General features: G+C 63.3%; 11 protein-coding genes and 3 tRNA genes. 13 read left to right on the top strand and 1 reads right to left on the bottom strand.

What is annotated here, in order from left to right:
* Positions 1-45 precede the first annotated feature (45 nt).
* The 13 genes from pflA (at position 46) to KIH76_RS06105 (ending at position 11,498) form a co-directional block, all read left to right on the top strand.
* Entirely contained in the window at positions 46-927 is an 882-nt protein-coding gene (gene pflA, locus KIH76_RS06165; protein ID WP_214374543.1) for a pyruvate formate-lyase-activating protein, read from the top strand.
* A gap of 143 nt (positions 928-1,070) precedes the next feature.
* Positions 1,071-1,715, top strand: coding sequence for a DUF3000 family protein (locus KIH76_RS06160; protein WP_214374544.1), 645 nt, complete (start codon positions 1,071-1,073; stop codon positions 1,713-1,715).
* Positions 1,712-3,001, top strand: a complete 1,290-nt coding sequence (locus tag KIH76_RS06155) for an HRDC domain-containing protein (protein WP_214374545.1) — start codon at positions 1,712-1,714, stop codon at positions 2,999-3,001. The genes KIH76_RS06160 and KIH76_RS06155 overlap by 4 nt, the downstream gene beginning before the upstream one ends.
* A gap of 54 nt (positions 3,002-3,055) precedes the next feature.
* Positions 3,056-4,453: a trigger factor gene (tig, locus tag KIH76_RS06150; RefSeq protein ID WP_214374546.1), complete on the top strand. Its 1,398-nt coding sequence runs from the start codon at positions 3,056-3,058 to the stop codon at positions 4,451-4,453.
* 135 nt (positions 4,454-4,588) lie between these two features.
* The gene (locus tag KIH76_RS06145; RefSeq protein WP_236036864.1) at positions 4,589-6,031 is read left to right on the top strand and encodes a chloride channel protein; all 1,443 of its coding nucleotides are present in this window, start codon (positions 4,589-4,591) and stop codon (positions 6,029-6,031) included.
* 59 nt (positions 6,032-6,090) lie between these two features.
* On the top strand, positions 6,091-6,696 hold the full coding sequence (locus tag KIH76_RS06140; RefSeq protein ID WP_214374559.1) for an ATP-dependent Clp protease proteolytic subunit: 606 nt from the start codon (positions 6,091-6,093) through the stop codon (positions 6,694-6,696).
* A gap of 5 nt (positions 6,697-6,701) precedes the next feature.
* Entirely contained in the window at positions 6,702-7,427 is a 726-nt protein-coding gene (locus KIH76_RS06135) for an ATP-dependent Clp protease proteolytic subunit (RefSeq protein ID WP_214374547.1), read from the top strand.
* A 76-nt stretch (positions 7,428-7,503) separates the two neighbouring features.
* Positions 7,504-8,838 carry an ATP-dependent Clp protease ATP-binding subunit ClpX gene (clpX, locus tag KIH76_RS06130; protein WP_214374548.1) on the top strand — a complete coding sequence of 445 codons (1,335 nt, stop codon included), beginning with the start codon at positions 7,504-7,506 and terminating at the stop codon, positions 8,836-8,838.
* Between the two features lie 80 nt (positions 8,839-8,918).
* Positions 8,919-8,992 (top strand) — tRNA-Arg (locus KIH76_RS06125).
* Positions 8,993-9,039: 47 nt separating this feature from the next.
* A tRNA-Arg gene (locus tag KIH76_RS06120) sits at positions 9,040-9,113 on the top strand.
* Between the two features lie 34 nt (positions 9,114-9,147).
* Positions 9,148-9,221: transfer RNA gene (locus KIH76_RS06115), tRNA-Arg, on the top strand.
* Positions 9,222-9,416: 195 nt separating this feature from the next.
* Positions 9,417-10,691: a Na+/H+ antiporter NhaA gene (locus KIH76_RS06110; protein ID WP_214373881.1), complete on the top strand. Its 1,275-nt coding sequence runs from the start codon at positions 9,417-9,419 to the stop codon at positions 10,689-10,691.
* A gap of 48 nt (positions 10,692-10,739) precedes the next feature.
* A complete protein-coding gene (locus KIH76_RS06105) occupies positions 10,740-11,498 on the top strand; it encodes an LOG family protein (RefSeq protein ID WP_214373757.1) in 759 nt (252 codons plus the stop codon).
* Here KIH76_RS06105 and KIH76_RS06100 read toward each other — a convergent pair.
* Positions 11,488-12,159, bottom strand: a complete 672-nt coding sequence (locus KIH76_RS06100; protein ID WP_214373758.1) for an O-methyltransferase — start codon at positions 12,157-12,159, stop codon at positions 11,488-11,490. The genes KIH76_RS06105 and KIH76_RS06100 overlap by 11 nt on opposite strands.
* Position 12,160 lies beyond the last annotated feature (1 nt).

The raw sequence follows: 12,160 nt of genomic DNA, 5'->3' as shown, positions 1-12,160 counted from the left end.
GTGGAGCGCCATGCTCCGCCCCTTTCTCGATGAAGGAGGACGACGATGCCCGACACCACGCAATTCCGCACCACGACCCGGCACATGCTCAAAGAGTCGAAGACCTACGCCTCGCAGACCCTCATGGGCGGCCTGTCCGGCTTCGAATCGCCGATTGGCCTCGACCGGCGCGACCGCATCGAGGCGCTCAAGACCGGCGACATCGGATTCGTGCATTCATGGGACATCAACACCTCCGTCGACGGGCCGGGCACGCGCATGACCGTGTTCATGTCCGGCTGCCCGTTGCGCTGCCAGTACTGTCAGAACCCCGACACGTGGAAGATGCGCGACGGCCAGCCGGTGTACCTCGACGCGATGATCAAGAAGGTCGCCCGTTACGCCGACCTGTTCAAGGCCACGCATGGCGGTATCACGTTCTCCGGCGGCGAGTCGATGATACAGCCCGCGTTCGTCTCGCGCGTGTTCCGTGCGGCCAAGGAGATGGGCGTGCATACCTGCCTCGACACATCCGGCTTCCTCAACAGGAACTACACGGACGAGATGATCGACGACATCGACCTGTGCCTGCTCGACGTCAAGTCCGGCGACGAGGAGACGTACCACAAGGTGACCGGCGGCCTGCTGCAGCCCACCATCGACTTCGGCCAGCGTCTCGCCAAGGCCGGCAAGAAGATCTGGGTGCGCTTCGTGCTTGTGCCCGGACTCACCTCGTCCGAGGAGAATGTCGAGAATGTCGCGAGGATCTGCGAGTCATTCGGCGATGCGGTCGAGCACGTCGACGTGCTCGGCTTCCACCAGCTTGGCCGGCCCAAGTGGCACGAACTGCGCATCCCGTATCCGCTCGAAGATCAGAAAGGCCCGAGCGCCGCGCTGAAGAAGCGCGTGGTCGAACAGTTCGAATCGCACGGCCTGACCGTGTACTGATCTGCGGTCGGTCGGCGTTCGATTGATCGTGGGCCGTCGGGCCGGCCGATTTTTCCGGACGGCTCGACGGCCCATACGATGTTTTTGCATGTTCCCGCGTGCCGATGCGATGCGTGATGCCGTCCATGCCGTAGCCTTGGACTATGGCTGAGATTTTCGCTTTTTCCTCGGCGGACGGTCAGACGGCGACGACGCCGCAACGCAAGGTCGCATCGTTCCCGCGTCCGGACGGCATCCCCGATGAGGTGTGGCATGCCGTCGAATCGGTGCGCGCGATGCGGCGCGTGCGGGGCATACGCTACTGCGAGATCCCCGTTCCCGAATCGGCGGCCGACTATGGCATCGGCGTGTCGTTGGCGTGCGCGGCCGATGACGCCGGCCGACCTGCCGCGCAGGGCTGGATCATGGTGCTGTACCGGCACGATATTCCCCGCACGTGGCGCTCCCGCTGGCGGTGCGTGGCCTATGCGGATCTGCCGGGCAACAATGGCACGGCGACTGCCGCCCGGTATTGGAGCGATGCGCGCGGGTATCTGAAACCGCCCTCGTGCGCCGGACTGAACGGTACGGTGACGATCAAACAGGATACGGCATTCCCCCCGACCGGCGATGTCGCCGGCACAACGGAGACCGGCGGCCATGCCGGCAACGGCGTCGGTTGCGAGTTGCGGGTATCATGGACGCCGCTTGACGATAGAGAACATGGGTTGGATGCCGGCGAACAGATACGGCTGTGGGCACGGTTCATCCGATCCATGTCAGTGACCGAGGAGGAACCGTTCCGTTGACTGACGAGCCGAGACTGCAGGCTGAACCACGCGGCGGTGTGCCGGATGTCACTTCGACCATCGCCGGATACCACGCGGTATGCGAACGGTTCGCCGCGGCCTCGGGATCGCTGGCGGCCGACGCGGAACGTGCGTCGGGATTCCGGTACAGCCATGAGGACTGGCTCATCCAGTTCAAACGCGACGGCGCGGGCATAGCATTGCTTGACCCGATCGCGCTGACCGGGCTCGGAGCAGACTGGAACGAATTCAACGATGCGGTCGGAAATGCGACGTGGATCCTGCACGATTCGCTGCAGGATCTTCCCGGTTTCGCCGATATCGGATTGCGGCCGGCGTCACTGTTCGACACGGAGATCGCGGCCCGGCTGCTTGGCTTGCACCGATTCGGGCTCGCCGCCGTCACCGAGCATTATCTGGGCATCACCCTCGCCAAGGAACATTCCGCAGCGGATTGGTCGTACCGTCCGCTGCCGCGCGACTGGCGCAACTACGCGGCATTGGACGTCGAACTGCTCATCGAGCTGGAACGGCTCATGCGCGCCGATCTCAAGGCCCATGGCAAGGAGCAGTGGGCCGAAGAGGAGTTCACATACGCGCTGGCCGAGGGGATGGGGCCGCGTAAGATTCATCCGGTGCCGTGGATGCGCATATCGCATATCAGCAGACTCAACCGCGACATGCAGGGGCTGGCCATCGCCAAGGCGCTGTGGGAGGAACGCGACCGTCTTGCACGGCAATACGATATCTCTCCGGCGTTGCTGCTCGCCGACTCGTCGATCATCGAAGCGGCAGTGAAGAAACCGCATAACGCACGCGAATTCCGGGCGATCCGTTCCCTGAACGAGCGGGTGCGCATGAACACCGGTGGCGAACAGGACAAGATGTTCGAACGGTACGCGCCGATCCAGCGCAAGGTCAAGCCGTCCGTATGGCGCGAAACGATCCGTCAGGCGCTCGCTCTCAAGCCGGACCAGTGGCCGGTCATTCCCGCGCCGTCCCGCGACGACTCCAACGGGGGAGGAGGCCCGCGTTCGCTCAAGGTGTGGGAGGCACGTCATCCCGAACGATACAAGCGTCTGCAACGCGTGCGCAAGGTCATCAACCAGATCGCCGAGGACACGCGCACGCCGCCCGAAATCATCGTCAAACCGCAGATCATCCGCAACCTGTGCTGGAGCGAGGACCCGCGCCGCATCGACGTCGCGGACTTCCTTTCAGCCCAGGGCGCACGCGACTGGCAGGTCCGGCTGGTTGCGGCGTCCGTGAGTAGGGTTATCATATAGAGGTTGCCCTTAGGGCAGAACTATGACAGTAACGACTTTTCAGGAGCGTCTAGCGTGAAGATCAGCGTCAGGAACCTCGAACCCACCAAGGTGAAGCTCACCATCACCGTCGAGCCGGAGGAGTTCAACCCCTTCCTCGATCAGGCCCGCAAGGAGATCGGCAAGCAGGTGAATGTCCCCGGCTTCCGTAAGGGTCACGTGCCCGGCAAGATCATCGACCAGCGCATCGGCTTCGCGGCCGTCGCCGGCGAGGCTGTGAACAACGGCGTGCCGGAGCTGTACTCTCAGGCCCTGGACGAGAAGAAGATCCGTCCGATGGCCCAGCCGGAGATCGACGTGCAGGAAGTGCCGTCCTCCGCGAACGATGAGACCAAGCTTAAGTTCGTCGCCACCGTCGAGCGTCGTCCCGACATCGAGCTGCCGGCCCTCGAAGGCATGACCATCGACGTGGCCAAGCCGGAGGTCACCGACGAGGACGTGGCCAAGCGCCTCGAGACCCTGCGCCAGCGTTTCGGCACCCTCGTGGGCGTCGACCGTCCGGCCGCCAAGGGTGACTTCGCCAACATCGACCTGACCGCCGAGATCGACGGCGAGACTGTCGAATCCCAGGAGGGCGTGAGCTACGAGCTCGGCTCCAACACCATGCTCGACGGCCTCGATGAGGCGCTCGACGGCCTGTCCGCCGGCGAGGAGACCACCTTCGAAGGCACGCTGGAAGCCGGCGAGCACGAAGGCCAGAAGGCCCAGGTCAAGGTCAAGGTCAACACCGTCAAGGCCGAGGAGCTGCCGGAGCTGAACGACGACTTCGCCCAGGACGCCTCCGAGTTCGACACCCTCGACGAGCTCAAGGCCGACATCCGCAAGCAGATCGAGCAGGACGGCGAAGCCCGTCAGGCCACCGAGGCCCGCGACGCGTTCCTCGCCAAGCTGGCCGAGGGCGTCGAGATCCCGGTCCCGAAGGGCGTGAAGGCCGATGCCGTCACCGAGCACCTCAAGTCCCTGACCGCCGATCCGGAGAAGGCCACCGACGAGCAGAAGGCTCAGGCCGAGGAAGCCGCCGAGAAGGAACTCAAGGATCAGATCCTGCTCGACACCCTCGCCGAGAAGCTCGACGTCAAGGTCTCCCAGTCCGACGTGTTCAACTTCCTCGCCTCCATCGCCCAGCAGTACGGCATGGATCCGAACGCGTTCATCAACGCGATCGTGAAGAACGGCCAGCTCGGCTCCGCCGTGGCCGAGGTCGGCCGTTCCAAGGGCCTGCTGGCCGGCATGCGCGCCGTCTCCTTCACCTCCGCCGGCGAGCCGCTCGACCTGAGCGCCTTCCTCGGTGAGGACGAGGCCGCTGAGGATGCCGCCGAGAACGAGAGCGTCGAGGCCGCGGCCACCGCTGCCGCCGTCGCCGACGAGCTGTCCGCCGAGAAGGCCGAGGAAGCCCCGGCCGACGCCGAGTGAGCATAGCTCAATAGCGTGGTAATGCGCTGACAAGGCTTGGAATCGCAAGGTTCCAAGCCTTTGTTGTTATATGTGCGCGCCCATGCGGACGGTCTGCAAGTTACGATGCGCACGCATGACGGGATGGGATGGAAGATGGATTGGAAACGACTTGGCTGGATGACCGCGGCCGCACTGGTACTTGGCTCGATCATCGGCATCGGCGCGGGATTGCTGACCTTGCTGCTGTACGGCATCGAGCATCTCATGCTCGGCTATATCGAAGGCGCGGCCATGTCCGGCCCGTTCGACGTGCCGTCCGTGCGGCGTGCGATCTCGGTGACGATCGGTCTGAGTATCGCCGGCGTGATCTGGTGGCTGTTGCGCACCAAGACCACGAAGGTGCCGTCAGTCAAGAAGGCCGTCGCCGGCGATCGCATGCCTCTCTGGCAGACGATCGTTCATGTGTGTCTGCAGATCTTCATCGTCGGCACCGGCGCGTCCATCGGCCGCGAGGTCGCGCCGCGCGAACTCGGCGCGATGCTCGCGCAGCGGTTCTGCGACCTGTTCCGGCTCGATGGTCTTGATCGTCGCGTCGCGGTCGCGGTCGCGGCCGGAGCCGGCTTGGGCGGCGTGTACAACGCGCCGTTCGCCGGCATGTTCTTCGCCGTGGAGATCCTGCTGGCCGATGTCGCGATCGAGAACGTCGCGTTCGGACTGGGCATGTCCGCGGTCGCGGCATTCGTCGCGGCGAGCGTCAAGGGCCGGCACGTGTTCTACGACATCTCGCTGATGCAGAACGATCTGACGCCGACGATCATGCTGGCCGCCTTGCTGATCGGCGCGGCATGCGGCGTGGCCGGCGCATGGTTCCGGCGTGGTTCGCAGTGGGCCGAATCTCATAAGCCGTCCGGCATGGCGATCCTGTGGCAGATGCCGCTTGCCGGCGTACTCACCGGTCTGATCGCCATCGTGATCCCGCAGATCATGGGCAACGGACGTGCCGCCGCACAGCTCGGGTTCAGCACGGTGTCGCTGCTGCAGGGAGCGGTACTTGCGTCCGGAGGCGATACTGAAGCCAATGCCGTGATCGTAGCCGAACAGGGCGCGTCGGCGGGGGAACAGCCAGTCTCGCCGTGGGCGTTGCTTGGGCTCGACTCGCAACAGTCGCAGCTCGCCATCGTGCTGCTGGTACTGGTCGTCACGCTCATCGCCAAGGCCGCGGCGACTCTGCTGACGATCCGCTCCGGCGCGTCCGGCGGCGTGCTCCAGCCCGGCATCGCGCTCGGCGCTACGCTCGGCGCGATGGTCGGCGTGCTGTGGACGCTCGCGTTCCCCGCGGATTCGGTTACCGCATGCGCCCTCATCGGCGCGGCCGCGCTCCTGTCCGCCTCCCAGCAGGCCCCGCTCATGGCCATGTGCCTCGTGCTGGAACTCACTGCCGCCCCCAGCGCGTTCTACGTCCCCGTTGCCCTAGGCGTCGCCGTCTCGGCATTCCTCTCTCGCCATCTCCTGCACACCGCGCCGCGTCAGGAACGGGCAGACGTCGCTATGCGGGTAGCCGAAAAGGGGGTGTACGGGCGACGACGGTCGCTTTGAACGGGTAATGTAGCTAGACGTAATGTTTTATGGACCAAGGAGATAAGGTGGCAGGATTCATGACACCCTCACCCACGATGGGCGAAGGCGACGCCCCGTCCATGGTGGATCCGATTTTCAACCGGTTGCTCAAGGACCGCATCATCTGGATGGGCGAAGAGGTCAAGGACGATATGGCCAACCGCATCTGCGCCCAGATGCTGATGCTTGCGGCCGAGGATCCGAAGAAGGACATCTGGCTGTACATCAACTCGCCGGGCGGCTCGATCACCGCCGGCATGGCGATCTACGACACCATGCAGCTCATCGAGCCGGACGTGGCCACTGTGGGTCTGGGCATGTGCGCGTCGATGGGCCAGTTCCTGCTGAGCTCCGGCACGCCGGGCAAGCGGTTCCTGACCTCGCATGCGCGAGTGCTCATGCACCAGCCGTCCGGCGGCATCGGCGGCACCACGACCGATGTGCGCATCAACGCCGAGCTCATCATGGACATGAAGAAGACCCTCGCCGAACTGACCGCCAAGCAGACCGGTCATACCGTCGAGGAGATCTACCGCGATAACGAATACGATCACTGGTTCACGGCGCAGGAGGCACTCGAATACGGGTTCGTCGACAAGATCGTGTCCACGCACGACACGATGAGCGCCGGGGAAGGGGAGTGAACATCATGGCATCCGAAGAGGCGAAGTTCATCCAGCGTGCCGAGCGCCTGGCCGGTCATGCCGGCGTCGTCGGCTTCATGCCGGCTGCCACGCGCGAGGCCGCGTTCGCGGGCCGCGGCATGGCATCGGTCACGCCGCAGGACCGTTACATCCTGCCGCAGTTCTCCGAGAAGACTCCGTACGGCATGAAGACGCAGGATCCGTACACCAAGCTGTTCGAGGACCGCATCATCTTCATGGGCGTGCAGGTCGACGACACGTCCGCCGACGACATCATGGCCCAGCTGCTCGTGCTCGAAAGCATGGATCCGAACCGCGATGTGATGATGTACATCAACTCGCCCGGCGGTTCCATGACCGCGATGACCGCGATCTACGACACCATGCAGTACATCAAGCCCGACGTGCAGACCGTATGCCTCGGCCAGGCCGCATCCGCCGCGGCGATTCTGCTCGCCGCCGGCGCCAAGGGCAAGCGACTGATCCTGCCGAACGCGCGCGTGCTCATCCATCAGCCGGCCATCGATCAGGGCTTCGGCAAGGCCACCGAGATCGAGATCCAGGCCAAGGAGATGCTGCGCATGCGGGCATGGCTCGAGAACACGCTCGCCAAGCACACCGGTCAGGATGTCGAGAAGATCCGCAAGGACATCGAGGTCGACACGTTCCTGACGGCCCAGGAGGCCAAGGAATACGGCATCGTGGACGAGGTGCTCGAGCACCGTTCGTGATGTCCAGACGAAGGTACCCTCAGCCGGTTTGGTTGAGGGTACCTTCGTATACGGCGTATGACGACAAGGGAGTGGTATGGGACGCGTGGTGAGCTACAACGAGGATGTGCCGCGTTGCACGTTCTGCGGCAAGACCGAGCATCAGGTGCGTAAGCTAGTGGCAGGCCCGTCCGCCGCGATCTGCGACGAATGCATCGAACTGTGCGTCGAGATCATCTCCGAGGAACGTCGCCACAGCGCCGACGTCAACGCGTTGTCCCTGCCCAAGCCGGCCGACATCAACGCGTACCTCGACCAGTTCGTCGTCGGCCAGCAGGCGGCGAAGCGCACGTTGTCCGTCGCCGTGTACAACCATTACAAACGCGTCAACATGGAACTGCGCGAAGCCGCTGGGCAGCTGGACGGCCGGGGCGGGTCCCTGCCGTCGTCTCGACGTCGTTCCGATCCGCTGGACGGCGTCGAGGTCGCCAAATCGAATATCCTGCTGCTGGGGCCTACCGGCGTGGGTAAGACGTATCTTGCGCAGTCGCTCGCCAAGGTCATGAACGTGCCGTTCGTCATCACCGACGCCACCACGCTCACCGAGGCGGGCTACGTGGGCGACGATGTGGAGACCGTGCTCCAACGGCTCATCGCAGCCGCCGACGGCGACGTGGAACGCGCACAGCACGGCATCGTCTACATTGACGAAATTGACAAGATCGCGCGTAAATCGGGTGAGAACACGTCCATCACGCGCGACGTGTCCGGTGAGGGCGTGCAACAGGCCCTGCTTAAGATCCTCGAAGGCACGATCGCATCCGTACCGGTCGAGGGCGGGCGCAAGCACAAGGAACAGGAGACCGTACAGATCGACACGCGCGACATCCTGTTCATCTGCGGCGGCGCGTTCGTCGGATTGGACGACATCATCGGCCGTCGGCTTGGCACACGCGAGAGCGGGTTCGGCACCGCATGGCATGACCGCGACATCACGTCCGGCGAGCTACTGGCGCAGGTCAACGCCGACGATCTGGCCGAATTCGGTCTGCTGCCGGAATTCATTGGCAGGCTTCCGGTCATCAGCGTGTTGAACGAACTGACCGAGGATGATCTCGCTCGTATTCTTGTCGAGCCGCGCAACGCGCTGACCAAACAGTACCGCAAGATGTTCGCGGAGGACGGCGTTGATCTCGCGTTTACCGAGGAAGCGGTGCGACAGATCGCGGCAACGGCCATTACTCGGGGGACCGGCGCCCGCGGACTCCGCTCGATCATCGAGAAGACGCTGGAGGAGACGATGTTCGACCTGCCGGGTATGGACGATGTCGGCCAGGTGATCGTGGATGCCGCGTCGGTGCGGGGCGAGAGCCTGCCGAAACTGGTTCGCGCTGAAAGTGCCCCACGGCTTTCAGGACGACGAGAAGCCTAGAAAATGGCGCGACATGCCGACATTTGCATTTTAAACGACACTGTTGTAGTTTATACGGGTTGCCGAAAACAAGACAACATGCGCCAGTAGCCCAGCGGATTAGAGCAGCTGACTACGGATCAGCAGGTCGCAGGTTCGAATCCTGTCTGGCGCACGAGTCGCGAAGTGATTTGCGGCATCATCAAAACCGAATAACGGTATGCGCCAGTAGCCCAGCGGATTAGAGCAGCTGACTACGGATCAGCAGGTCGCAGGTTCGAATCCTGTCTGGCGCACACCTCTTGCCACAAGAGGTTAAAGAGTGGTGTTGCGCCAGTAGCCCAGCGGATTAGAGCAGCTGACTACGGATCAGCAGGTCGCAGGTTCGAATCCTGTCTGGCGCACGCTGAAACCCCTTGCTTCCGAATGGAGGCAAGGGGTTTTTCAATGCCATGTCAGTGGGCCGCGATGACGTTGCGGCGATGACACGCTCTCAGCAGAATAGAACATATGTTCGTCTATAATCGGAGCAATTGATACGGAGCATGCCGAACGGAACCCGTAATGCGAATCCGTTCGGCACGAGGACGGGATGGCGCATGAAGGACGATACGACCGTGAGACAGGGACTATGGGGCACGATTCGGCATATCGCCGCATCTGACCGGCTGTCGGGTCTCATCATGCTTGGATTCGCACTGGCCGGCCTGATTCTTGCGAATCTGCCGGCGACGGCCCATGCGTTCGAAGCGGTGGCGGAAACGCATATCGCCGTGCCACACACCAATCTCGATCTGCCGATCGGGCATTGGGCGCAGGACGGATTGCTGACCATATTCTTCCTGACGGTCGGCCTGGATCTCAAACAGGAACTCACCACCGGTTCGCTTGCCAATCCCAAGGCGGCGGCGGTGCCGATGCTGTGCGCGGTAGGCGGCATGATCGTTCCTCCCATCCTGTTCGTTTCGGTCACCTTCCTGTTCGCCACGTTCGGCCCGGGGGATGCCGGCAGCGTGATCCTGCCGACCACGGGCAGCGTGATCCCGTTTTCCGAGGCGGCACACGGCTGGGCGGTGCCCACAGCCACGGATATCGCCTTCTCGCTGGCAGTCCTTGCTCTGTTCGCCAAGGGGCTGCCCGGTTCGATCCGTGCTTTTCTGATGACGCTGGCCACCGTCGACGATCTGCTGGCGATCATCCTGATCGCCGTATTCTTCTCGTCTGTCAACGAATGGTACTGGTTCATCGGCATCGCCGTGTGCGCGGCCGTCTGGGCCCTGCTGGTACGCATGAGACACGTGCCGTGGATCGCCGTCGCCGTAGTCGGCGTGCTCGCATGGGCGATGATGTTCGAGGCGGGCATCCATCCCACGTTGGCTGGCGTGTTGGTCGGCCTGCTGACTCCCGCTCGCGAACGGTTCGGCGAGACGAGCCCTCGTGCCGAACGATACGCCGGCAAGCTTCAGCCGTTTTCCGCGTTGCTGGCGCTGCCGGTCTTCGCGCTGTTTGCCACCGGCGTGCATTTCGAGGCCTTGACGCCCGGACTGTTGTTGTCCCCCGTGGTCATCGGCATCATCGTGGCGCTTGTCGTGGGCAAGCCGCTGGGCATCATGGCTACGGCGTGGCTGTCCACGCATCTCGGCGGATTGAAAATGGCCGAGGGGCTTCACGTGCGCGACATGTTCCCGGCTGCCTGCGCCTGCGGCATTGGTTTCACGGTGTCGTTCCTCATTGCCTCGCTGGCCTATGAGAACCTCGAGCTGTCCGCAGAAGCGCGTTTCGGCGTGTTGGTGGCCTCGCTGATCGCCGCTGCGATTTCCGGTGTTCTGCTCAGTCGGCAATCGAAACGATACGCGGACGCATGCTCTAACTGATGACCTTGACTGACGGTCGTCTTACATACACGGAAGGAATGGAATCACATGGATATCACAGGCAACGGCGGCAAGGAGCCTCTGGGCATGACCTATCAACGTGGGCCGGCCATCATGCGAGGTGCGATGATTCCCTTGGACAGCAGTACGGCGACGCTGCTGGGCAACGAGGAAAGCGCCGACTGGCGTGACATGGACCCCTGGCGCGTGATGCGTATCCAGTCCGAATTCGTGGAGGGATTCGACGAGCTTGCCGGCATCGGTCCGGCCGTCAGCGTATTCGGTTCCGCCCGGGTATCGCAGGACAGCGACGACTACCGTGCCGCCGAACGTATGGGACGCATGATCGCCGAACGTGGTATGGCGGTCATCACCGGGGGAGGCCCCGGCATCATGGAAGCCGCCAACAAAGGGGCCGCACTTGCCGGAGGCACGTCGGTCGGACTGGGCATCGAGCTGCCCCACGAGCAGGGGCTGAACGAATACGTGAATCTCGGTCTGAGCTTCAGGTACTTCTTCGTGCGCAAGACCATGTTTACCAAATACGCGTCCGGTGTGATCATCTGCCCGGGCGGCTTTGGCACCTTCGATGAGATGTTCGAGGTGCTTACGCTCATACAGACGCACAAAATGACGTCCCTGCCAGTAGCCCTGTACGGAACGGACTACTGGCAGGGACTATTCGACTGGCTGAACGACATCGTAAGGCAACAAGGCATGATATCGGACATCGATCCGAATCTCGTCGTATTGACCGATGACGTCGACGAAGCGGTGGCCGTCGCCACCGGCATCATCAGCGCTTGACCGCGAGCAGCAGGCCGGTACCGGTGGGAGTGAGGGTGGATACGAACCGCTCATCCGCTTCCACGGTCTCAATGAACTCACGCATGGCCACGGCCTTATCGCTGCGATCGGCGGGGTTCAGCACGCCTCCGTTGGATTCGGGCGACTGCATGGCGAGCACGTCGGTGAATACCACCGTGCCATGAGGACGCAGCAGACGCGGAGCCTGTTCGAACGCGGCCGCATAGTTCGCGGGGTCGCCGGCAACGACGATCAGATCGTAATCGTCGCCGTTCAGACGCGGCAGGAACACGCCGGCCGGCGCATTCACCGCGCGCAGTTTGGTCGTCACGTCATCGGCCAGATCGGAGAACAGCGAACGGATCATGACGATGCCCTGCGCGGACGAGTCGACGGCTGTCAACTGGCCGGTACCATCGAGACCGTTGATCACCTGCAGCGTCTCCACGATCGAACCGGTTCCAATCACGATCGCCGAAGACGCGTCGACCAGATGCACCAGCGTGGCCAGCAGTTCGGCCTGCGCGGCGGAACCCTGCGGGAAACCGGCCTCCTGTGCACGCAGCCGGGCCTCGTTCAGCGCAGCCGATTGGCGTGCGAAAGCATGATCCTCGGCGAACTCCCAGGTCTTCGCAAGATTCGTGTACGACGTTCTATCCATA

The organism is Bifidobacterium simiiventris (assembly GCF_019331715.1).
GTDB classification, from domain to species: Bacteria; Actinomycetota; Actinomycetes; order Actinomycetales; family Bifidobacteriaceae; genus Bifidobacterium; species Bifidobacterium simiiventris.
Note: the sequence above shows the minus strand (reverse complement) of the source record. Positions and strands in the feature narration are given on the sequence as shown.